This is a genomic window from Streptomyces sp. NPDC040622 (genome assembly GCF_055593965.1).
On the sequence record NZ_JBVIXD010000004.1, the window covers coordinates 208,644 to 233,556 of the forward strand.

The window sequence follows — 24,913 nt, forward strand, 5'->3', positions numbered from 1 at the left end:
AGCTCCCCGCCCGTGATCGCGAGGCGTGCGGCCGGCACGCGGCTCACACCCCGAGTTCGTTGTCGATGAAGTCCAGTACCTGCTCGGCGGTGGCCGCCTCCAGGTGGTCCGCCGCCCCGTCGCCGTCCGTCGTGGCCGCGACGGTCTCCGTGAAGTGGGCCAGCAGCGCCTCCAGGCGGGCCGCCACGGCCGCCTGGTCCAGGCCCTGTGCGACGGCGGCGGACAGGACGTGCTCGACCCTGGCCACCTCCTGCAGGACCTGCGCGGTGGCGTCGCGAGGTGCGGGCCGCGCGCTGTCGGGGGCGAGCCGTTCGGCCAGGTGGGCGGCGAGCACGTGGGCCTGCGGGTAGTCGAAGACCAGCGCGGCGGGCAGCTTCAGGCCGGTGGCGGCGGCGAGCCGGTTGCGGAGTTCGACGGCGGTCAGCGAGTCGAACCCGAGCTCCTTGAACGGCGCGTCCACCTGCACCGCGTCCGGGTCGGCGTGGCCGAGCACTCCCGCCGCGTGGGTGCGCACCAACTCGCTGAGGAGGTCCTGTTGCTCCTCCGCGGTGAGACCGGCGAGCCGGGACGGCCAGTCCGTCGCCCCGCCGGCCGCGGCGGCGGTGGGCCGGGCAGCGCCCTGCGCGCCCGCCGCCGCGAGGGCGCGCAGTACGGCGGGGACCGGGGCGTCGGAGCCGGCGGGCACGCGGGCGTCCAGGTCGAGGGCGAGCAGGTCGGGGCGGCCGTGGGCCTGCGCGGCGGCCAGCAGGGCGCAGCCGCGGGCCGCGCCGGTGGGCTTGATGCCGTACCGGTCGATGCGGGCCCGGTCGGCCGCGGACAGCGTCCCGGTCAGACCACTGGTGGTCTCCCACAGCCCCCAGGCCACGGACAGTCCGGCCGCGCCCGCCGCCCTGCGTCGCGCGGCGAGCGCGTCGCAGTAGGCGTTGGCCGAGGAGTAGTTGGCCTGGCCCGGCGTGCCCAGGGTGGAGGCGAAGGAGGAGAACAACACGAAAAGACCGAGCCGCATGCCCCGTGTGGCCTCGTCGAGGTGCCGCGCGGCAGCGGCCTTGGCCGCCCACACGCGGGCGAGACTTTCGGGGCTCTGCGAGCCGATCAGGGCGTTGTCGAGCACCCCGGCCGCATGCACGACGCCGGTCAGCGGATGCGCCGGATCGATCCCCGCGATCAGCTCGGCGATCGCGCCGGGCTCGCTCACGTCGGCGGCGGCGAAGGTCACTTCCGCACCCGACTCGGCGATACGTGAGGCGAGTTCATCCGCGCCGTCGGCCTCGGCACCCCTGCGGCTGACGATGACCAGGTGGGCGCTCTGCCCGGTGCGGGCCAGGTGTTCGGCGACGGCGGAGCCGATGGTGCCGGTGCCACCCGTGATCAGGACGGTGCCCTCGGGGTCGAGCGGTGCCGGTACGTCGAGCACCAGCTTGCCGGTGTGCTTGGCCTGGCTCATGAACCGGAACGCCTCCCGCGCACGTCCCAAGGGCCATGCCGACACCGGCAGCGGCAGCAGCGTTCCGTCGGCGAAGAGCCCGCCGAGCCGGTCGAGCAGCCGCCCGAGCCGCTCGGGCCCGGTGTCCGCAACCAGGTCGAAGGCGTCGTACGACACCCCGGGGTGTTCGCGTGCGACGAGTTCGGGTGAGCGGGGATCGCTCTTGCCCATCTCCAGGAACCGGCCGCCCTCGCCGAGCAGCCGCAGGGAGGCATCGATGAACTCCCCGGTGAGGCTGTTCAGGACGACGTCCACACCACGGCCACCCGTGACCTCACGGATCGTGTCCTCGAAGGCGATGTCCCGGGACGAGGCACGGTGGGCCGCATCGACGCCCATCCCCTCCAGGACGGCATGCTTGGCGGGACTCGCGGTGGCAAACACTTCCGCGCCCAGGTGCCGGGCAATCTGTATCGCGGCCATCCCCACCCCACCCGTACCGGCATGGATCAACACCCGCTCGCCCGCCTTCAGACCCGCCAGCTCCACCAACCCGTACCAAGCCGTGAGGAACGCGGCGGGCGCGGCCGCAGCCTGCCGGTCGTCCCAACCGGCCGGGACGGCAGCCAGCATGCGGGCATCGGCGACGGCCCACGGACCGAAGGCGCCGTCCAGCATGCCCATCACCCGGTCCCCCACGGCCGGGCGGATGACACCGGGCCCGACCTCGGCCACCACACCAACCGCCTCGGTGCCGGGCAGCGCGTCCGAGTCCGGGTACATGCCCAGGCCGATCAGGACGTCGCGGAAGTTGATCCCCGCCGCGTGCACGGCGACGCGGACCTGCCCCGGCTCCAACGGGCGGCTCAGCACCTCGTCGCAGGCGACCGCCGAGACGGCGTCCAGCGTCCCGGAATCCCCGCCCACGAGCCGCCAGGCCCGCGTTCCGGCGGGACCGGTCAGCTCGGTGGGGCCGTCGGCCTGCGCCCACCTCGGTATGAGCAACCGGCCCCCGCGTACCGCGACTTGGAATTCGTCGGCCTCTACGGCGCACCGCACGGCGGCCAGGGCATCGGCACCGGACGCGCGGTCGAACGGTGCGTCGGTGTGAGTACCGGTGCCTGTGGCGGTGCTGGTGCCTGTGGCGGTGCTGGTGCCTGTGGCGGTGTCCATGCCTGTGCCGGTGTCCGTGTCGAGCAGCACGAACCGGCCCGGGTTCTCCGACTGGGCGCTGCGCACCAGCCCCCATACTGCGGCTCCCGCCGGATCCGGCGCGTACAGCGCCCCGAAGGCATCGGCGGGGTCGGCCGCGTCGACCGCGCCCCGGGTCACGAACACGAGACGCGTGCGGTCCAGGCTCGGCGCGGCCAGGAATTCCTGGATCACGCCCAACACCCGTCCGGTCAGGTCCAGTCCGTCCACTCCTGTGGAGTCCACGGGTACCAGGACATCGGAGGGCGGGATGGTCGCGCCGGAGAGCGCACGCACGTCCTGATATCGGGTCAGTTCCGAGTCGACGGCGAAGTCCGCTTGCGGAGCGAGCACGTTGAGCACGGCGGAGGCAGAAGCGTCGCTCGGATCGCCATCGCCCCCGGCGTCCACGGCCGGTACCGGTATGGGAAGCGGCGTCCAGCGCAGTTCGTAGAGCCCGTCCGTGCCCGACCCTGCCGCGGCCCGCACCTGCTGGGCGCTGGTCGACCGCAGCCGCAGCTCCGCCACGTCCACCACGGGCCCGCCGGCGGGGTCGGTCACCGTCAGGGACACCGTCTCCTCGCCGCCCCCGCGCAGCCCGCCGATCCGGACCCGCACAGTGGTCGCCTCGGTGGCCCACAACGACACACCGCTCCACGTGAACGGCAGCAGCACCTGCCCGTCCGCGCCCCCGTCCCGCTCCCGCCGCGCGAGCAGCGGATGCAGGGCGGCGTCCAGCAGTGCGGGGTGGATCCCGAAACCGGCCGACGGACCGGCCTGCTCGGGCAGCTCCACCTCCGCCAGCAGATCCTCCCCGTGCCGCCACAGCGCGCGCAGCCCTCGGAAGGCCGGTCCGTACGCGTACCCGGCGGCGGCCACCTCTTCGTAGAAGTCGCCCACCTCCACGGGCTCGGCGCCCGCCGGGGGCCACTGCCCGGTCTGCCCGTCCGGCCGCACGACCGGACCCGACCCCAGCTCGCCGACGGCATGGCACACCCACGCTTCACCGCCGCCCGCCCGGTCCGGTCGCGAGTACACGTGTACGTCGCGTCGGCCCTGCTCGTCCGCCGTACCCACGGCCACCTGGACCTGAAGGCGACCGGAATCCGGCAACACCAGCGGCGCCTGCAACGTCAGCTCGTCCAGCCCGGCGCACCCCGCCTCGTCGGCGGCCCGCAGCACCCACTCGACCAGCGCCGCACCCGGCACGAGCGTCGTCCCGGCCACCACGTGCCCGCCGAGCCAGCCGCCGCGCCCGGCGGAGACCATGCCGTTGAGCACGACTCCCCCGTCGGCGAGGGCGACCGAAGTGGGCAACTGCGCGTGCCCCGCTCCCGCCGCCTGATCCCGGCCGACGTCACGTTGCACGGAGTCGGCCAGCCAGTAGCGTCGGCGTTGGAAGGCGTAGGTGGGGAGGTCGACGGTACGAGGGGTGGGGTCGGCCGGGAACCAGCGGCGCCAGTCGATGGTGGCGCCCGCGGTGAAGGCGTGGGCGGCGGCGCGGGTGAGTTGGGTGGCGTTGCCGTGGTCGCGGCGCAGGGTGGGGATGACGGTGGCGGAGGTGCCTGCCTGTTCGATGGTCTCTTCGAGGCCGAGGTTGAGGACGGGATGGGGGCTGGCCTCGATGAACAAGCGGTAGCCGTCGGCGAGCAACGCCTCGACGGTGTCGGCGAAACGGACCGGCTGACGCAGGTTCGTCACCCAGTAGTCCGTGTCCAGGGCAGTGGTCGTGGCCAGCCGCTCCGCCGTCACAGTGGAGTAGAACGCCACGTCCGTCTCCACGGGCCGGATGTCGGCGAGACGGTCGGTGAGCAGGTCGTGGAGGTCGTCGATCTGAGGTCCGTGGGAGGCGTATCCCACATCGATGACGCGGGCCCGCAGTCCGCGCGCCTCGGCGTCGGCGACGACGGCGGCGACATGCTCGGGCGGACCCGATATGACGGTAGAGGCAGGCCCGTTGACGGCGGCCACGCACACGCCCGGCCGGTCTGCGATCAGCTCGACGGCCTCCTCGGCACTCGTGCTGAGGGACGCCATGTCGCCGTGCCCCATCAACTGCCGCAGCGCGTCACTGCGTACCGCCACGATCCGCGCCGCGTCCTCCAGCGAGAGAGCCCCCGCCACACACGCGGCAGCCATCTCGCCCTGGGAGTGGCCGACCACAGCAGCAGGCACAATCCCGTAGTCCGCCCACACAGCCGCCAGCGACACCATCACCGCCCACAACACCGGCTGCACGACCTCGACCCGGGACAGCTCGGAGCCGTCCCCACGCAACACCGCTGTGAGTGACCAGTCCACATGAGCGGACAACGCCTGCTCACACTCGGCAATCCGCCCCGCGAACACCGACGACTCGTCCAGCAGTTGAGCCCCCATACCCACCCACTGCGACCCCTGACCCGGAAACACCAACACAGGCCCCGGACCCACATCACCGGCCACCCCGGACACAACGCCTGGCGACGCCTCTCCGGCCGCCAACGCCCCGAGACCATCCGTCAGGGCTTCCCGGTCGCGGCCGACGACCACGGACCGGTGCTCGAACACCGACCGCGTCGTGGCCAACGACCAGCCGACCTCCGCAGGCAGTGCCTCAGGATCACCCGCCACGAACTCGCCGAGCCGCCGGGCCTGTTCACGCAGCGATTCCTCGGTGCGCCCCGAGACCAGCCACGGCACCACCACCGCCGCCGCACCGACGGAGCGACCGGACCGCTCGCGCTCGACGGGCGCTTCGGGCGTCTCGGCGGCTGTTTCGGACACCTCCTCGGGCGCCTCCTGGGGCGCCTCTTCCAGGATCAGGTGCGCGTTCGTGCCCGAGATGCCGAAGGCGGAGACGCCGGCTCGGCGCGGGTGGCCGGTCTCGGGCCACGGGGTCGATTCGGTGACGACCTCCACGGCACCCGTGTCCCAGTCGACGTGCGGACTCAGCTCCTCGACGTGGAGGGTGGCGGGCACCAGGCCGTTGCGGATCGCCATGACGGTCTTGATGACCCCGGCGACGCCCGCGGTGGCGTGGGTGTGGCCGATGTTGGACTTCAGGGAGCCGAGCAGCAGGGGGCGGTCGCGGTGTTGGCCGTACGTGGCGAGCAGTGCTCCGGCTTCGATGGGATCGCCCAGTTTGGTACCGGTTCCGTGGGCCTCGACCGTGTCGACCTCGGCGGGGGCGAGGCGCGCGTTGGCGAGGGCCGCGCGGATCACCTGTTCCTGGGCGGCGTCGTTCGGGGCGGTGAGGCCGTTGCTCGCGCCGTCCTGGTTGACCGCTGAGCCACGGATGACGGCGAGGACGTTGTGTCCGTTGCGGCGGGCGTCGGAAAGGCGTTCCAGGAGGATCAGGCCGATGCCCTCGGAGAAGCCCGTGCCGTCGGCCGCGGCGGCGAACGGCTTGCAGCGCCCGTCGGGCGCCAGGCCGCGCTGGCGGCAGAACTCGGTGAACATCAGCGGGCTCGACAGGACGAGCACGCCGCCCGCGAGGGCCAGGTCGCACTCGCGCTGGCGCAGCGCCTGGGCGGCCAGGTGGATCGCGACGAGCGAGGCGGAGCAGGCCGTGTCGACGGTGACGGCGGGCCCTTCGAGGCCGTAGTTGTAGGCGACCCGGCCCGAGATGACACTGGTGAGGCTGCCGGTGGTGGCGTGCCCCTCGAACCCCTCGGGGATGCGCGGGAGTTGGGACATGTAGTCCTCGCTGGACACCCCGGCGTAGACGCCGGTGCGGCTGCCCTTGAGGGAGACGGGGTCGATGCCGGAGCGCTCGAAGAGCTCCCAGGACGTCTCCAGCATGAGCCGCTGCTGCGGGTCCATCGCCAGCGCCTCGCGCGGGCTGATGCCGAAGAAGTCGGCGTCGAACGAGCCCGCGTCGTCGACGAAGCCGCCGTGGCGCACATAGCTGGTCCCGTAGTTGGCCGGGTCCGGGTGGTAGAGCCCCTCCAGGTCCCAGCCGCGGTCGGTGGGGAAGTCCTCGATGGCGTCCTTGCCCGCGGCCACCAGGTCCCACAGGTCCTCCGGGGAGGCCACGCCGCCCGGGAAGCGGCAGGCCATGCCGACCAGGGCCACCGGCTCCTGCCTGCGGTCCTCCTCCTGCGCCAGCCGCCGACGGGTGTCGTGGAGCTCGGTGGTCACCCTGCGCAGGTACTCGACCAGTTGCTCTTCGCTCGGCATGTGGGTCACCCGGCCTTCGGAGTGGGGGTCGCGCGCGAGGTGTCGGGCCCGACACCCAGCTCGTTGTCGATGAAGTCGAAGATCTGGTCGGCGGACGCGGTCTTGAGCCGGTCCCCGGCACTGTCGCCGTCGTCCGTCGCGGCGTTCCTGGTGTCCGTGGTGTGCGTGGTCCTCCACCGGGCGAGAAGCGTCTCCAGCCGGGTGGTGATCTCGTCCGTCTCGCCGTGGGACAGCCGGGCGGTGAGCGAGGCCAGGGTGTTCTCCATGCGGATCAGGTCGCTCAGCACGGCACCTGCGGCGGGAGGCCCGGCGGGCGGGGGGACGGACTGACCGCCGGACTTCCCGCCGACGGGCGCCTCGTCCTGGGCGGTGAGCCGTTCGCGCAGGTGCTCGGCGATGGCCGCGGGGGTGGGGTGACGGAAGACGAGGGCCGTGGGCAGGCGCAGGCCGGTGTCCTCCACGAGCCGGTTGCGCAGCTCGACGGCGGTCAGCGAGTCCAGACCCAGCTGTTTGAAGGTGGCGTCGCCGCGCAGTGCCTCGGGGTCGGTGCGGCCGAGGACCGCGGCGGCGTGGCTGCGTACCGCATCCACGAGCAAGCGGAGTTGTTCGGCGGTGGACAGGCCGGCCAGGCGGGCCGCCCAGTCCGTGGGCGCCTTGCGGTCGGCGGCCGTACGCCGGGCCGGGGCCTGGGGCACGGCCAGGGCGCGCAGCGTGGCGGGAAGCGTGGCGGTTTCCTCGGCGGCCAGGGCCCGGGCGGCCAGTCGGGCGCCGACGAGGGACGAGCCGCCGTGCCCGAACGACGCGTCCAGAAAGGCGGGCAGCTGCCCCGGCGCCGCGCCCTTGATGCCGGGCCTCGGGGCGACGGGCGGCCCGTAGGCCAGGGCCAGGCCAGTGGTGCCGACAGCGCCGGTGGTGCCAGTGGTGCCGGTGGTGTCCCGCCGGAGGGCGAGGGCCTCGCGGAAGGCGTCGGCGCTGGCGGCGGCCGTCGACTGCGGGATGCCCAGGATCTCGCCGGCCGGGGACACGACGGCGAACAGGGCCAGTGAGAGGTGGGCGGTGGCCTTGTCCAGGGCGACCGTGATTCCGGCTCGCGCGGCCCACGCGTCGGCGAAGGAGTCGGCCGGGGTGTCGCCGGAGCAGGTGCTGGTGGCAGTACCGGCACTGATATCGGTACTGGTACCAGTGGCCTCGGTGGTTAGGGCGGGCTCCACGGCTTCGGTTACGTGGATGACTCCGGTCAGCAGGTGGCGCATGTCGACGTCGTCGAGGGCTTCGGCGAGGGCCGCCGGATTGGCAGGGTCGACGGCGGTCAGGGTCACGGTGGCGCCCAGCTCCCGCAGCTCGGCCGCCTTCTCGGCGAGTTCATCGCCCTCGGCAAGGATCAGGAGATGCCCGCACTGTCCGGTGCGTACGAGGTGGTCGGCGAGGTCCGCGAGCAGCGCACCGGCCGCGCCGGCCGCCCCGGCGAGCAGCACGGTGCCGTCCGGGTCGAGTGTCCGCGCTCCGTCCGGGTCGGTGGTGTTGCGGGGTGCGGCGAGGCGGGGCGCCAGGACTTGGCCGTCGCGGAGGGCTACTTGAGGCTCGTCGGCGGCGAGAGCAGAGGCCACGGCGTGCGCCAGGGTCCGGTCGCCCAGGCCGATGCCGGTACCGCCCCCGGTGTCAGAGTCGGCCCCGCTCCCGGCGCCGACCCCAGCACCGGTGTCCGCGTCGGCCTTCGTGTCCGCGTCGACCTTCGTGTCCGGGCCCGGCCCGTCCACGAGCAGAAGCCGCCCCGGGTACCTGACCTGCGCGGCCAAGATCAGACCACGTACCGCCGCAGCCGTAGGGGCTGGCAGGGTCCCGTCGCCCGTGGCGACCGCGCCGTGCGTGAGCAGCACGAGGCAGGAGTCGGCGAGGCGTGCGTCGGCGAGCCAACGGTCGACGAGAGCACCGACGCGCTCTGTCGCGGCCAAGGCATCGGCCAGGACATCGTCCGACGCATCGAGCGAGGCATCGGGAGAGGCCACCCGGCCACCCTCGAACCCAGCACCGGCACCGGCACCAGCACCCGCACTCGCAAGGACGACGGCCGGCACCGGCGCTCCGCTGTCGAGGACCGCGCCCAGCTCCTCCAGGTCCTGGTATCCGCCCTCCCCCAGGCCGGCCCACCCAGACGTGTCCACAGCAGCGGCCGAGGGGGCCGGTACCGGTACCCACTGCAGCGCGTACAGGTCGGTCACGTGCCGGCCGGCGGCCCGCAGCTCCCTGGCACCCGCCGCCACGGCGACCAGACCTTCGCATGTCAGGACCTCGGCACCGGTCGGATCACTCACGCAGACCCGCCAGGTACGACCGGCCTGTGCGGGCGCACCACCCTCGGCCGGCCGCGCGGGCCCGTCAGGCTCCTCGCCCGACGGGGTCAGCCGCACCCGTACGGACGTGGCTCCGGTGGCCGACAGAGTCAGTCCGGTGAGAGTGAAGGGCAGCCACACCTGGCCGTCCCCGGTCGGCCGCTCTCCCAGTAGCGCGGGGTGGAGTGCGGCGTCCAGAAGAGCGGGATGAACGCCGAACCCGGCCGCATCAGGGGCCTCTTGAGGGAGCGTCACCTCCGCGAACAGCTCCGCGTCCCGCCGCCACAGGGCACGCAGCCCCTTGAAGACGGGCCCGTAGCCGACACCGGTCGCGGCGGCCCGGTCGTAGAAGTCGCCCAGGTTCACCGGTTCGGCGTCGACCGGCGGCCACACGGTGTCCTGGGTACCCACGGAGGACGCCGCGGCTGCCGTCCCGGCGGTGGCGGCGGTGGCGGCGACCAGTTGCCCACCCGCGTGCGAGGTCCAGGGCACACCGCTCCCCCTTGGACCGCTGTCTCCGGGGCCACTGCCACCGGGGCCGGGCTCGTCATCGTCGGGGCGGGCGTACACCTGGAACTCGCGGTGCCCGTCCTGCGCGTCGGCCGGCCCCACCACGATCTGTACCTGCAGTCCGCCGGTCTCGGGCAGGATCAACGGCGTCTGCAGCGTGAGGTCGTCGACGCCCGCGCATCCGGCCTCGTCGGCCGCGCGCAGAGCCCACTCCGCGAGCACGGACGCGGGCACGACAGGGGTGCCGAAGAGTGTGTGCTGGGCGAGCCAGGGGTGGCTGTGCCGGCTGATGCGCCCGGTGAGCAGGCGCACATCGCCCTCGGCGAGTTCGGCGGTGGCGCCGAGGAGCGGGTGCCCGGCCGCGGCGAGACCCAGGCCGGCCGCGTCCTGAGTACCGGTGGCGGCCTCCAGCCAGTACCGGCGCCGCTGAAACGCGTACGTGGGCAGATCCAGGGCGGGCCGCCCGAGCGCACGGGAAGCCCCGGCCTCACCCGACGCCTCCCACACGCCCGCCGCACCCGCCGCACCCGCCGCACCGAACCAGCTCTCCCACCGGACCGCGCACCCGGCGCCGAACGCCTGCGCGAGCGACAGGGCAAGGCGGGACAGACCGCCGTCGTCGCGCCGCAGCGTGGGAACGGTGACCGCGTCGGTGGCCGCCTCTTCGAAGGTCTCCTGGAGGCCCAGGGTGAGGACCGGGTGGCTGCTGGCCTCGATGAAGACGCGGTGGCCGTCGGCGAGCAGCGCGCCGACGGCGTCGGCGAACCGGACCGGCCTGCGCAGGTTCGTGACCCAGTAGCCGGTGTCGAGGACCGATGTGTCGACGCGGGTTCCGGTCACGGCCGAGTAGAACGCCACGGGCGCAGCGGGGGCAGCGTGGGCAGCGGCCGCGACGGGGCGAACACCCGCCAGGATGTCCGTCAGCTCGTCGGTGATGGCGTCGACCTGCGGGCTGTGCGAGGCGTAGTCCACGTCGATGACGCGGCCGCGCAACTCCCGCGCCTCGGCGTCGGCGACGGCGGCGGCGACCTGCTCGGGCGGTCCCGAAATGACAGTGGACGACGGTCCGTTGACGGCTGCGATGCCCACTCCGGCATGCTCGGCGATGAGTTCCGCCGCCTGCTCCTGGCCCACGCCGAGGGAGGCCATGGCGCCGCCGCCCGAGAGCTTCCGCAGCGCCCGGCTGCGCAGCGCCACGATCCTGGCACCGTCCTCCAGGGTGAGCGCGCCGGCCACGACGGCCGCGGCGATCTCGCCCTGCGAGTGCCCGACGACCGCGGCGGGCGTGACGCCGTGCCCGGCCCAGACGGCGGCGAGCGAGACCATGACCGCCCACAGCGCGGGCTGGACCACCTCGACCCGGGACAGTTCGCTCCCGTCACCACGCAGCACGCCGGTCAGCGACCAGTCGACGTGGGGGGACAGCGCCTGCTCGCAGTCGGCCATCCGAGCCGCGAACACCGCGGACTCCTCCAGCAGTTGGGCCCCCATGCCGATCCACTGCGAGCCCTGACCAGGGAACACGAACACCGGTCCGGGGCCCGTGTCCCCGGCGACACCGGACACCACGTCCGCGGACGCCTCGCCCGCGGCCAGCGCGGCGAGCCCGGCCGTCAGAGCCGCACGGTCGCGGCCCACGACGACGGCCCGGTGTTCGAACACCGATCGCGTCGTGACCAACGCCCGGCCCACCGCCGGCACGGAGGGGGTACCGATCGACGAAGCCTCGGTCCGAGCGGCACCGGCCTCGGGCACATCATCGGCCACGAACTCGCCCAGTCGTCGCGCCTGTTCACGCAGCGCGTCCGCGCTCCGGCCGGATAGCACCCACGGCACCACCGCACCGTTCTCCGCGTCGGCGGCGGTCTCCTCGCCCTGTGGCCCCTCTCCCCCATCGGGTGTCAGGTCCTCGTCCTGCCGCGCCTCCTCGATCACCAGGTGCGCGTTCGTGCCGGAGATACCGAAGGACGACACCGCGGCGCGGCGCGGGCGTGCGCCGCGCGCCCAGGCGACCGGCTCCGTGAGCAGGCGGACGGTGCCCCGCGACCAGTCCACGTGGCCGGTCGGCTCGTCGACGTGCAGGGTGGCGGGCAGCAGGCCGCGCCGCAGCGCCATCACCATCTTGATGACGCCCGCGACACCTGCGGCGGCCTGCGTGTGTCCGATGTTCGACTTGACGGAACCGAGCCACAACGGCCGTTCCGGGGAACGTCCTTGGCCGTACGTGGCGAGGAGGGCCTGCGCCTCGATCGGGTCGCCCAGCGTGGTGCCGGTGCCGTGCGCCTCCACGACGTCGACGTCGTCGGCCGTGAGACGGGCGTCCGCGAGCGCGGCACGGATGACACGCTGCTGCGCGGGGCCGTTGGGGGCGGTCAGGCCGTTGCTCGCGCCGTCCTGGTTGATCGCCGAGCCGCGGATGACGGCGAGGACGTCGTGGCCCTTGCGCCGGGCTTCGGAGAGGCGTTCGAGGAGGACCAGGCCCACACCCTCGGCCCATCCCGTGCCGTCGGCGCCCTCCGCGAACGGCTTGCAGCGGCCGTCGGGGGCCAGCCCGCGCTGGCGTGAGAACTCGGTGAACATGCCCGGCGTGGCCAGGACCGTGGCGCCGCCTGCCAGCGCCAGGTCGCACTCGCCGCGCCGCAGCGCCTGGGCCGCCAAATGGAGCGTGACCAGCGAGGAGGAGCAGGCGGTGTCGACCGTCAGGGCGGGGCCTTCCAGACCGAAGCTGAACGAGAGGCGGCCCGAGGCCACGCTGGGAGTGCTGCCGGTCAGCAGATGGCCGTCGGTGGACTGGGAGGGTTCGTGCAGCCGGGGCCCGTAGTCCTGTCCCGTCATGCCGACGAACACGCCGGTGGGGCTGCCCTTGAGCGTGCGCGGGTCCAGGCCCGCCCGTTCGAAGGCCTCCCAGGCGCATTCGAGGAGCAGTCGCTGCTGCGGGTCGACGGCGAGGGCCTCGCGCGGGCTGATGTCGAAGAACTCGGCGTCGAAGTCTGCCGCCTCGTAGAGGAATCCGCCGTGTCGCGTGTAACTCGTGCCGGACCTGGCGGCGTCGGGGTGGAACAGTCGCTCCAGGTCCCAGCCCCGGTCGGTGGGGAACACGCCGATCGCGTCGGTGCCGTCGGCGACCAGCCGCCACAGGTCCTCCGGTGAACCGGCGCCGCCCGGGTAGCGGCAGCTCATGGCCACGATGGCGATCGGGTCGTCGTCCGTTGCGCGGTCGGACGCGTGGGCCTGCGCCGGGTCGGCCTGGTCGGCCGCCCCCGTGAGCAGGGTGCGCAGGTGTCCTGCGACGGCCTGGGGGGTCGGGTGGTCGAAGGTGAGGGTGGCGGGCAGCGCGAGACCGGTCACCGCGCCGAGCCGTTCGCTCAGCTCCGCCGCGGCCATCGAGTCGAAGCCCGACCGCTTGAAGGTACGGGCGGTCTCGACCGTCCCGGTGGCGGCTCCTAGCACGACGGCCACCTGCTTGGCGACCAGACCCAGCAGGGTGCGCTCCTGGTCGGCCACCGAGAGCGCGGAGAGCCGCTCGGCGAGCGCGGCGCGGGCCTCGCGCTCCCCGTCCCCGGCCGCGTCACCGCCCCCGGCCGCGTCACCGCGCTCAGCCACCCCGTCACGCTCGCCGGACTCCGGGTGCCGCTCCTCGTCGGCCCCCGCTCCCCCTCGTACGGACGTCCGCTGCTCGTCGGAAGGGGTGGCGTCGCCCGTCGTCCAGGCGACGTCGGGCCAGTGGCGCTCGCGCTGGAAGGCGTACGTGGGCAGGCTCGGGCGGCGCGCGCCGCGGGCACCGTACGCGGCGGTGAAGTCCACGTCGGCGCCGCGCACGTACGCCTGCGCCAGGGCGGTCATGAATGTGGCCGGCTCGTCGCGCCCGCGTCGGCACGCGGCCACCGCGGCGGGCCGCGCACGGCCCGCCTGCGCGGACGCGGGGAAGCACTCGCGGGCCATGGCCGACAGCGGTGCGTCCGGGCCGAGTTCGACGAACGTGCTCACACCCCGCTCGCACAGCCCCCGGACCCCGGACAGGAACCGCACGGGTCTGCGGACGTGCTGCGCCCAGTACTCGGGCCGGGCCTGCTCGGCGCCGGTCACGGGTTCGCCGGTGACGTTGGAGACGATGGGGATCACCGGCTCGTGGAAGGTCAGCCGGGCCGCGACGGCGCGCAGTTCGTCGAGAACGGAGTCCATGTGCGGCGAGTGGAAGGCGTGGCTGACCTTCAGATGGCGGGCCTTGTGTCCGCGCCCCTGCCAGGCCGCGGTCAGTTCGTCGACCGTGTCGCGGTCGCCGGAGATCACCACCGACCGGGGGCCGTTGACGGCCGCGACGGTGACGTGCCGCTCGTGCCCGGCGAGCAGTTCGGCCGCCTCGTCCTCGCTCGCCTGCCAGGCGGCCATGGCCCCGGGCTCCCGCACGGCCTGCATGAGCCGGCCTCGCGCGGCGACCAAGGTGCTCGCGTCCGCGAGCGAGAGGACGCCGGCGACGTGCGCGGCGGTGATCTCGCCGACCGAGTGGCCGAGGAGGTGGTCGGGCCGCAGGCCGAAGGAGGCGGCAAGACGGTACAGGGCGGTCTCGAACGCGAAGAGCGCGGGCTGGGTGTACGCGGTCTGGTCGAGGAGCGTCCGGTGTGCGTCGCGCTCGCCGAGGACGATGTCGCGCAGCGGGTGGTCCAGATGCGGGTCCAGGGCGGCGAACGCCTCGTCGAGCGCGTCGGCGAAGACGGGGAAGGAGGCACACAACTCGCGTCCCATTCCCGGCCGTTGGGCGCCTTGGCCGCTGAAGAGGAAGGCCAGCTTGCCGTCGGCATCCGCCTCGCCGCGCACCACGGACGGCGCGTCCGCGCCCTCGGACAGGGCATTCAGGGAGCCGAGCAGTTCGGTGGTGTCGGCGCCGAGGAGGACCGCTCGGTGGGTGAGGGGCGTGCGGGTGGTGGCGAGCGCGTGCCCGATCTCCGCGGCGTCGGCCTTGAGGGAGGTGCCGCCCTCTGAGGAGGCGCCGGCGTCGGGAGCGGGCCGGTCGGCGAGGTGGGCCCGCAGCCGGGCCGCCTGGGCGCGCAGCGCGGGCACGCTGTGGGCGCTGACCGGCCACGGCGTGGGCGGGACGGTGCCCCCGGACTCCCGCGGCGTCACGGCCTGCGCCGGGGTCGGCGCATCGGCTTCGGCCGGGACCGGGGCGGGGGCCGGGGCCTCGGCCAGGACGAGGTGACTGTTCGTGCCGCCCATGCCGAAGGAGGACACCCCGGCGATCAAGGGCTGTTCGGGGCGCGGCCAGTCGGCCGCTTCCCGCTGGACCGCCAGGCCGAGGCCGGTCAGCGGGATGGCGGGGTTGGGGGTGGTGCAGTTCAGGCTCGGGGCGAGGCGCCGGTGATGGATGCTCAGGGCCGTCTTGAGGAGTCCGGCGATGCCCGCGGCGGCTTCGAGGTGGCCGATGTTCGTCTTGGCGGAGCCGACGGCCAGGGGTACCGTGCGCGACTCGTCCTGCCCGAGCGCGGCGCCGAGCGCGGCGGCCTCGACGGGGTCCCCCACAGGGGTGCCGGTGCCGTGCAGTTCGACGTACTGGACCTGGTCGGGCGTCACGCGCGCCTGGCCGCAGGCGAGGCGGACGACGTCCTGCTGTGCCGCGCCGCTGGGCAGGGTGAGGCCGTCGGTCGCCCCGTCGCTGTTGACGGCGCTGCCCCGGATCACGCAGTACACGGTGTCGCCGTCGCGCCGCGCCGCCGAGAGCGGCTTGAGCACGACCAGGCCACCGCCCTCGCCGCGGACGAAACCGTCGGCGGCCGCGTCGAAGGTGTGACAGCGGCCGGTGGCCGAAAGGCCGCCGAAGCGGGCCGCGGCCTGCTCGGTGGAGTGCGGCGAGCAGATGAGGTTGACGCCGCCCGCGAACGCGGCATCGCACTCGCCGCGCCTGATGCTCTCGCAGGCCAGGTGCACGGCGACGAGCGAGGACGACTGCGCGGTGTCGACGGTCAGGCTCGGCCCCGCCAGGTGGTGCGAGTACGAGATGCGGTTGGCCAGAATGCTGCGGTGCACGCCGGTCATGGTGTGCCGGGTGACGGCGTTCCGTGCCTGGCGGTTCAGGACGTGGACGTAGTCGTCCCACAGGGCGCCGACGAAGACGCCGGTGCGGCTGCGGGCCAGGTCGGGCGGCCGGATGCCGGCGTCCTCCAGGGCTTCCCAGCTCAGTTCGAGGAGCAGTCGCTGCTGGGGGTCCATCGCGAGGGCTTCGCGCGAGCTGACGGTGAAGAAGGACGCGTCGAAGCCGTCGATCCGGTCCAGGTAGCCGCCGGGGCCGCGGAGGCCGGAATCGGCCTGCCTGTGCTCGGGCGGGGCGTCACGGACACCGCTCCTGCCCTCGCTCAGCAGCTGCCAGAAGGCGGCGGGACCGGATGCTTGGGGCAGGCGGCAGGCCATCCCGACGACCGCGACCGGCTCGGGGAGGTCGCTCGCGCCGGCGGAGGACGTGGCCATCACGTCAGCTGCACTCGAACGCGGAACAACTGGCTGCCAGAAAACATCAACGGCGCTCCCGGTCCGAAATCGGAGATCGCTACGACTACCGGGCTCATCGTGAGCGGGCTCTCTAAAGGCCAACCAAACCCCGGCTAGCCGTCCGCCGCTTTAGACGGGCGCTATGCCCTGCGGCCAGCATCGGGTGCGAGCGGCACCCGTTCCGCCCCGGCCGCGCGGCGTCACGCCACCGACGCGGGGCCACGGCGGTGTGCCCTCGGGACGGGCTCCGCACTGGGCCCGCGGGCCGGGGAACGAGAGGGAGAGCGATGGACAGGGGCACGGCGCAGGCACCGCAGAACACCGGGACCGGAGTGTGGCTGCGCCGGTACCACGACACCGCGTCGGCACCGGTGCGGCTGGTCTGCTGCCCGTTCGCGGGCGGTTCGGCGAGCTACTTCTTCGGCCTCTCGGGGCTGCTCACGCCCGCTGTCGAGGTCGTGTCCGTGCAGTACCCGGGGCGCCAGGACCGCCATACGGAGCCGGGCCTCGAGTCGGTGGCCGCCCTCGCCGACGGCGTCGTGGCGGAACTGCCCGCCGACGGCAAGCCGTTCGCGCTGTTCGGGCACAGTCTGGGCGCCATCGTGGCGTTCGAGGTGGCACGGCGCCTGCGCGGACCGGAAGGACCCGGCCAGCCGGTGCACCTGTTCGTCTCCGGCGGACTCGCGCGCGCCTACCGCCCGGCCGGGACGACCGGCGAGCTCGGGGACGCGGACATCCTGGCCCATCTGCGGGCGATGGGCGGTACCGACGAGCGGTTCTTCACCAGCCCTGAGCTGCAGGGACTCGTCCTGCCCGCGCTGCGCGCCGACTACCGGGCCGTGGCCTCCTACGACACGCCGGCCCCCGAGCGGCTCGACTGCCCCATCACGGCGCTGATCGGCGACCGTGACGAGCGGACCTCGCCCGAGCAGGCCGCCACCTGGCGGGAGCGGACGAGCAGGGCGTTCGATCTGCGGGTGCTGCCCGGCGGGCACTTCTACCTCGACTCCTGCCAGGAGCAGGTGGCCTCCGTCGTCAGGTCCGCGCTGACGGCGCGGCCGGGCTGCTGACCGGGCGCGGACCGGGTGACGGCGGAGTGGGGACGAGTGCGGACAGACCACTGGCGTGCTCCGCCGAGGGAAGTCGGAGCACGCCAGGGTGACCGGACGCGGCAGCCGGGGGGACTGGCCGCGCGCGGTCGTCTTTCCCGGTGGGACCCCGCGCCCCTGCGGGGGAATTGAGGGGCGCGGGGGTCGTACCCGACGGCCAGGGGCTGCCGCGTACGACGTTCGGAGGGGGAGCGGAGGGTGGTCCGCCCCTTCACCGGGCGGCCGGACGGTGACGTCCTCGCGGGGTGTCACCGCCCGGCCCCCGGTCAGGGCCGCAGGTCTTCCAGATAGCGCAGCGCCTCGTCCAGCGTGGTCGCGAAGTCCATGTCCGGATCGTTCGCCCAGTCCATCGAGACCTGCAGCATCACTCCGAACACGGCCCCGGTGTAGGCGCGGACCGCGGGGTCCCCCGGGTCGCGTCCGGCCCGCTTGGCCACCTGTTCACTCATGACCTGCATGGTCTGGCCGATGTTGCCCAGGCTGGCCCCCCAGAGCTCCGGCTCGGAGACGATGAGCACGAATCTCTCGCGCTGCAGGGCCAGTTCCTCCTCGCTGATGTCCTCAAGCATCGACCGGATGGTCTGCCGTTCGGCCTGGATAGGCGTCAGGTCGGGCGACTGGGCCTGGAACATCAGCGTGAAGGGCAGGTCGTAGTCGTGAGAGAAGACCAGGTCCTGCTTGGTCGCGAAGTAGCGGAAGACGGTGCTGGGAGCGACCTCGGCAGCTTCGGCGATCTGCTCGATGGTCGTGGCGGAGTAGCCCTGTTCCCTGAACAGGCGCACCGCCTCCCGCTGGATCGCGGCTTTCGTCCGGGCCTTCTTGCGTTCTCTCAGTCCAGGCACGGTGCTGGCCTGGTCAGACTGCGTCTGCGGCTTCATGCTCAGATTCTGCTGTCTTGGCGGAGCTCTGACCAACATGGCGGGGCAGCCACACCACCGCGAGCACCACACCGAGCAGTCCGAGTCCGCCGGACACGACCAGGACGACGTCCAGGGCGTGGACGTACGCGGAGCGCACCGAGTCCCCCAGCGCGGAGGACTTGATCGCCCGGGCCACCGCCAGACCACCGAAGACCGAGTCCTTGGCCGCGTCCTGAGCCTGTGCGGGCACCCCGTCGAGGTCGAGCTTGCCGCGGTAGCTGGAGTTGAGGACCGAACCGAGGATGGCCGCGCCGAAGCTGCCGCCGAGAGTACGGATGGACTGGTTGACGCCGGAGCCGACGCCCGCGGAGTCCTCCGACAGCGCGCCGAGCGCCGCGTCCATGGCGGTGGGCAGGGCGATGCCGAGGCCGAGGCCGTACGCCGCGGTCCAGGCGGCCGCCAGACCGGTGCCGCTGTCAGTGGCCGTGGTGGCGCCGTAGAACAGCCCGGCGGCCAGCAGCGCGAAACCGATGCCGACGGCGGTCTTCGGGCCGAGCCCCTTGGCGATCTTGTTGGCGACGGTGACGCCGATGAGCAGGCCGCCGACCATCGGCAGCAGCCGGAAGCCGCTGCCCATCGCGTCGGTGCCGAGGACCGCTTGGTAGTACTGCGGCATGGTGAACAGCACGCCGAACATCGTGAAGTTGATGACGGTGCCGATCATGGTGCCGGAGGTGAAGCGGGCCGAGCGGAACAGGGACAGGTCGACCAGCGGGTCGGCCACCCGCTTCTCCCAGAAGACGAAGAGCACGAGCGCGAGCAGACCGCCGACGCAGGGGATCACCGTGGTGACGTCGCCCCAGCCCTTCTCGCCGCCCTGGATCACGCCGTAGGTCAGCGCGGCGAGACCCACGCTGGAGAACACCAGGCCACCCACGTCGAACGGCTTCGCCTCCTTGGCCTTGGACTCCGGGAGCCAGGCGTACACCGCGAGGAAGGCGAGGATCACGACCGGGACGTTGATCAGGAAGACCGAGCCCCACCAGAAGTGGTTGAGCAGGTAGCCGCCCAGGATCGGACCCAGCGGATAGGCCAGCATCGCCGCACCGGCGACCGCGCCGATCGCCTTGGGACGCTCCTCGTCGGAGAACATCACCGGCAGCAGCGACAGCGTGGTCGGCATGATCAGCGCGGCACCGAGGCCGAGCACCGCACGCGCGCCGATGAACGTGCCGGACGTTGTGGCGTAGGCACAGGCCAGCGAGCTGATTCCGAAGATGATCAGCGCGCCGAGCAGCACCTTCTTGCGCCCGAACCGGTCACCGAGCATGCCCGCCGGGATCATTCCGGCCGCGAACACGAGCGTGTACGACGTCACGAACCACTGCAGCTCGACGTTGTTCGCACCCAGATCGTCCGCCATCGCCGGCAGCGCCAGGCTCAGGATCGTCACATCGAAGCCCACCACCATCGAGGCGAGCACGAGAGCCCCGACGGCCCACCACCGCCGCGCACCCAGATCTGCTGACACGAGAGTCGACCTCCTAAAGAGAGCTCAATATCTAGTCGGAGCGTACTCTCACTTTTTTTGTCCGGCTACCACCGGCCGCGTATGGAACCCGTTAAGGGCCGCGAGGCCGCCCCCAAGCCCGCGTCCATAGGGGTGCCGGGAGCCAGCCCTTAGGGGCTGTTGAGGGGCAGGGGTGGGGTTGTGACTCCCCGTGCCGCGCCGTGACGCTGAGGTGGTGACGGAGAACGCGACGACCAAGAAGCCCCCGACGGTGAACAAGACCGTCGCCCCCCAGCCCCACGACATCGGTCACTACTACGACCACAAGGTCTTCGACCTGATGACCCAGCTCGGAGACGGCAACCTGCACTACGGCTACTGGTTCGACGGCGGCGCGCAGGAGGCCACCTTCGACCAGGCCATGGTCCAGATGACCGACGAGATGATCCGCCGCCTGGACCCGGCCCCCGGCGACCGCGTCCTCGACATCGGCTGCGGCAACGGCACCCCGGCCATGCAGCTGGCCCGCGCCCGCGACGTCGAGGTGGTCGGCATCTCGGTGAGCGCACGCCAGGTCGAGCGCGGCAACCGCAGGGCGCAGGAGGCCGGCCTCGCCGACCGGGTCAGGTTCGAGCAGGTCGACGCCATGAACCTGCCGTTCGACGACGGGCACTTCGACCACTGCTGGGCCCTGGAGTCGATGCTCCACATGCCCGACAAGCAGCAGGTCCTCACCCAGGCCCACCGCGTGGTGAAGCCCGGCGCACGGATGCCGATCGCCGACATGGTCTACCTCAACCCCGACCCCACCGCGGCACGGACCGCCACCGTCAGCGACACCACCATCTACGCGGCGCTCACCGACATCGGGGACTACCCCGACATCTTCCGCGCGGCCGGCTGGACGGTCCTCGAACTGACCGACATCACCCACGAGACGGCCAAGACCTACGACGGCTACGTCGAGTGGATCCGCGCCCACCGGGACGAGTACGTCGACATCATCGGCGTCGAGGGATACGAGCTCTTCCTGCACAACCAGGCGGCCCTCGGCAAGATGCCCGAGCTCGGCTACATCTTCGCCACCGCGCAGCGCCCCTGACCCCGTGTCACCCGGCCCCGGCCGCGCGCCACGGCGCCCGGCCGGCCCGCTGCTCCCGCCCTCCCCGCTCCGCCCTCCCATCCCAGGGGCCCGCCTGTGAAGATCCTCCGCATCCCCGTGTCGAAGACCGTCTCCCTCAACGTCCGGCATCGGCCCGCAGGTGGCGCGGGAGCCACCGGCCGCCCGTACCTGCTGCTGCACGGCATGCTCGCGAACGCCAGGATGTGGGACGACGTCTCCGAGCGGATCGCCGCGGCCGGGCACCCGGTGTACGCCGTCGACCACCGCGGCCACGGCGATTCGGACGCGCCGCCGGACGGGTACGAGAACGCTGCGGTCGTCACGGACCTGGTCGAGTTGATCGCCGCACTCGACCTGGCGGGCACCCTGATCGCCGGGCACTCCTGGGGTGCGCACCTGGCGCAGCGGCTCGCCGCCGAACACCCGGGCCTGGTGGCGGGTCTCGTCCTCATCGACGGCGGCTGGTACGAGTTCGACGGGCCGGTGATGCGGGACATCTGGGAACGCACCGCCGACGTGGTCCATCGCGCACAGGAGGGCACCACCACCGCGGCGGACATGCGCGCCTACCTCGAGGCCACGCACCCCGAGTGGTCCCCCACCTCCATCGAGGCGCGCCTGGCGGACTACCGCGTCGGGCCGGCCGGTCTGCTCATCCCGCGCATGACCTCCGAGCAGGTCATGTCGGTCGTCGCAAGCCTGCAGCGCGAGGTCCCCACCGACTGGTACCGCAAGATCACCGTGCCGGTCCGGCTGCTTCCCATCATCCCGGCCGTCCCCCAGCTCTCCGACGAGGTACGCGCCTGGGTGGCCGCCGCCGAGGCCGCCCTGGAGCGGGCGACCGTGCGCTGGTATCCCGGCTCCGACCACGATCTGCACGCCGGAGCGCCCGACGAGGTCGCCGCCGACCTCCTGCGGCTGGCCCGCGACGCCGCCGCGCCGCCGGCGGGCTGAGCACCGGACCCCGGCACGGGTCGTGCCGCCCGAGTCCCGGCGGCTAGGCGGGAGTTAGGCCCGCTTAAGCAGCCGCGGCAACCCTGGCAACGACAGCGTGCGACGCGTATGTGCCCACGCCGTCCCACCTGAGGCTTCACGCGCGAGAACAGGAAGGCTGGCCATTCCCGTGGCGAACGAAGAGAAGCTCGTCGAGTACCTCAAGTGGACGACCGCCGAGCTGCACCAGACCCAGCAGCAGCTGCGCGAGCTGAAGGCCGCACAGCACGAGCCGATCGCCGTGGTCTCCATGGCCTGCCGGCTGCCCGGCAAGACCCGTACCCCGGACGACCTGTGGGACCTGGTCTCCGAGGGCCGGGACGCCGTCACCGGCTTCCCCGACGACCGCGCCTGGGACATCCCCGAGGAACCCCCGTACGCGGAACTCGGCGGCTTCCTCGAGGACGCGGCGGGCTTCGACGCGGGCTTCTTCGACATCGGCGAGACCGAGGCCGTGGCCACCGAGCCCCTGCAGCGCCTGATGCTCCACCTCGCCTGGGAGGCCGTCGAGCGCGGCCGCATCGCCCCGCACACCCTGCGCTCCACCCTCACCGGTGTCTACGTCGGCGCCACCGGGCACGACTACGCGACCCGCCTGGAGACGGCGCCGGACGAACTGCTGCCCTACCTCGGCGGCGGCACGTCCGGCAGTCTCGTCTCGGGCCGCATCGCCTACGCCCTCGGGCTCGAAGGCCCCGCGATCAGCGTGGACACGGCCTGCTCGTCGTCTCTGGTCGCCCTCCACCTGGCCTGCCAGGCGCTGCGGCGCGGGGAGTGCCGGCTCGCCCTCGCGGGCGGCGGCACCGTCATGTCGACCCCGCACACCTTCCACGCCTTCTCCCACCAGAAGTCCCTGGCGGCGGACGGCCGGTGCAAGTCGTTCGCGGGCGCGGCCGACGGCATGGGCCTCGCGGAGGGCGTCGGCCTCGTTCTGCTGGAACGGCTCGGCGACGCGCGGAAGAACGGTCACCCCGTGCTCGCCGTCATCCGCGGCTCGGCGGTGAACCAGGACGGCGGGGGCTACGGACTCGCCGCCCCCAACGGCCCCTCCCAGCAACACGTGATCCGCGCCGCCCTGGCCGACGCGCAACTCTCCCCCGACCAGGTCGACGCCGTCGAGGCACACGGCACGGGCACGCCCATCGGCGACGCCATCGAGGTCCAGGCCCTGCTCGCCACGTACGGCGTCAACCGCTCACCGGAGCGGCCCCTGTGGCTCGGCTGCGTCAAGTCCAACACGGGGCACACCCAGGGCGCCGCCGGTACCGCCGCACTGATCAAGATGGTCCAGGCCCTTCGGCACGGCTCCCTTCCCCCCACCCTGCACATCGACCGCCCCACGCCGCTCGCCGCCTGGAAGAAGGGCGGGGTCCGGCTGCTCACCGAGGCGGTCGACTGGCCACGCCGCGACGAGCCCCGCCGGGTCGGCCTCTCGGCCTTCGCCACGTCGGGCACGAACGCCCACCTGATCCTCGAAGAGCCCCCGCTGCCCGACGCCCCCGCCAATGTCCCCACCGACGCACCGGCCGCGCGGACCGAAGCGGCGGCCGGCACCGCGCCGACCGGCCGCCCGGTGGCCTGGCCCCTGTCGGCCCGCACCCCCGAAGCCCTCCAGGCGCAGGCGAAGGCCCTCGTCGGCCACCTCACGGCCGCCGACCCCACGCCCTCCCCCACCGAGGTCGCCCACTCCCTCGCCACCACCCGCAGCCCCCTGGACCACCGGGCGGTCCTCACCGGCACGGACCACGCCGGCCTGCTCACGGCCGCCCGCGCCCTGGCCGCCGGGGACGCCCACCCCGCCCTGACGGTCACGCCCGTGGACGCCACCCCCAAGAAGATCGTCTGGCACTTCGACGGGCCGACCCCGACCGACGCCTCACCCCCCGAAACCGCGCACCTGCCGGCACCCGGCGCCGACCTCTACGCGACCTTCCCCCTCTTCGCGGCCGCCTTCGAGGAAGCCCGCACCCTCCTCGCCACGCGCCTCGCCACCCCCCTCCCCCCGCGCCCCTTCGCCGCACCGGGCCCGGACCACGCCGAACCGCTCCGCTTCGCGGTCCACGTCGCGCTCGCCCGGCTGCTCCTCGACGCGGGGGTCCACCCGCACACCCTCACCGGGCACGGGGTCGGCCACGTCGCCGCCGCGCACGCCGCGGGCGTCCTCACCCTCGACGACGCGTGCCGGCTGGCCGCCGCCCATACCGCGGCCACCGCCGACGGCACGCGGCAGCCGAAGCCCGACGCCTACGAGCCCGTGCTCCGGGAACTGACGTTCCAGCCGCCCACCCTGACCCTCACCAGTACCGCCCCGGCGGACACACCCGTCACCGCCCCCGCCTACTGGCACCACCACCTGACGTCACCGGCCGCGGCGCCCCCGCCCTCCGAGACCCACACGGTCCTCCACCTGGGCGCCCTCGCCTCCGGACCGGAGACGGAGAGGGAGCCCGGAACGGAGCCGACGGAGCCCACACCAGCGCCCACCGCGCACGTCCTGCTCACCACGCTCGCGCGGCTCCACACCTCGGGCGGCACGGTCGACTGGGCCCCCCTCGTCCCGGGCACGCCGTCGCCTCGGACCATCGACCTCCCGACGTACCCCTTCCAGGCCACGCGTTACTGGCTGCACGACCACACCACGCGCACCACGGTGTGACCCGCCACCACCCACTCACACAGGAGCCTTCATGACCAGCACCGACCCCACGCCCGGCCAGGACGCCACCGACCTGGAGAAGCGGCTCGCCGCGGCCACCCCCCAGGAGCGCGAGCGGCTCCTCACGGAGACCATCCGCACGCAGGCCGGCACACTGCTCAACACGGCGCTCACCGACGACAGCAACTTCCTCGAGAACGGTCTCAACTCCCTGACCGCACTGGAACTCACCAAGACCCTGATGACGCTGACCGGCATGGAGATCGCGATGGTCGCCATCGTCGAGAACCCGACGCCCGCCCAGCTGGCCCACCACCTCGGCCAGGAGCTCGCACAGACCACCGCGTAGTCCCCGGCGTCACCCACGCACCACACGCCCCCGGCCGCACGGCGCTCCCGGGGGCACAAACATGTCGTGCCACGCGCACGCCGCCCCGCAAGGTCTCGATCGATTCGAGCAAGAAATTTGCTGCGATGACAGAGCAGGCAGGTGCCCGCCACCGGAACGCATCGCCTCTCTGGTCAGCCCAGTTGCTCCCGTGGCGGGTCTGCGTGCTCAACCTCCTT

At 73.1% G+C, this 24,913-nt stretch carries 8 protein-coding genes and 1 pseudogene; 5 read left to right on the forward strand and 4 right to left on the reverse strand.

The genetic code is table 11. From position 1 onward, the window contains the following. Positions 1–43 precede the first annotated feature (43 nt). Positions 44–6,784, reverse strand: coding sequence for an SDR family NAD(P)-dependent oxidoreductase (locus ACZ592_RS12725; RefSeq protein WP_471581543.1), 6,741 nt, complete (start codon positions 6,782–6,784; stop codon positions 44–46). After that, positions 6,781–16,074, reverse strand: coding sequence for a type I polyketide synthase (locus ACZ592_RS12730; RefSeq protein WP_471581544.1), 9,294 nt, complete (start codon positions 16,072–16,074; stop codon positions 6,781–6,783). Before ACZ592_RS12730 ends, ACZ592_RS12725 begins: the two co-directional genes overlap by 4 nt. Positions 16,075–16,382: 308 nt before the next feature. Here ACZ592_RS12730 and ACZ592_RS12735 point away from each other — a divergent pair, with 308 nt between their 5' ends. Further along, on the forward strand, positions 16,383–17,165 hold the full coding sequence (locus ACZ592_RS12735; protein ID WP_471581545.1) for a thioesterase II family protein: 783 nt from the start codon (positions 16,383–16,385) through the stop codon (positions 17,163–17,165). A gap of 305 nt (positions 17,166–17,470) precedes the next feature. Here ACZ592_RS12735 and ACZ592_RS12740 read toward each other — a convergent pair whose 3' ends face one another. Both ACZ592_RS12740 and ACZ592_RS12745 read right to left on the reverse strand, forming a co-directional pair. Then, on the reverse strand, positions 17,471–18,046 hold the full coding sequence (locus ACZ592_RS12740; protein ID WP_471581546.1) for an acyl-CoA-like ligand-binding transcription factor: 576 nt from the start codon (positions 18,044–18,046) through the stop codon (positions 17,471–17,473). Between the two features lie 13 nt (positions 18,047–18,059). After that, positions 18,060–19,595 (reverse strand): DHA2 family efflux MFS transporter permease subunit, encoded by a 1,536-nt coding sequence (locus ACZ592_RS12745; RefSeq protein WP_471581547.1) that lies wholly within the window; start codon positions 19,593–19,595, stop codon positions 18,060–18,062. A gap of 214 nt (positions 19,596–19,809) precedes the next feature. Here ACZ592_RS12745 and ACZ592_RS12750 point away from each other — a divergent pair, with 214 nt between their 5' ends. From ACZ592_RS12750 to ACZ592_RS12765, 4 genes and pseudogenes are all read left to right on the forward strand, one after another. Next, positions 19,810–20,676: an SAM-dependent methyltransferase gene (locus tag ACZ592_RS12750; RefSeq protein WP_471581548.1), complete on the forward strand. Its 867-nt coding sequence runs from the start codon at positions 19,810–19,812 to the stop codon at positions 20,674–20,676. Between the two features lie 96 nt (positions 20,677–20,772). After that, positions 20,773–21,651, forward strand: a complete 879-nt coding sequence (locus tag ACZ592_RS12755; RefSeq protein WP_471581549.1) for an alpha/beta fold hydrolase — start codon at positions 20,773–20,775, stop codon at positions 21,649–21,651. 169 nt (positions 21,652–21,820) lie between these two features. Further along, positions 21,821–24,346: pseudogene (locus ACZ592_RS12760) on the forward strand (type I polyketide synthase); the annotation flags it as partial. Positions 24,347–24,377: 31 nt separating this feature from the next. Continuing rightward, positions 24,378–24,695 (forward strand): acyl carrier protein, encoded by a 318-nt coding sequence (locus ACZ592_RS12765; RefSeq protein WP_471581550.1) that lies wholly within the window; start codon positions 24,378–24,380, stop codon positions 24,693–24,695. The last annotated feature ends 218 nt before the right edge of the window (positions 24,696–24,913 follow it).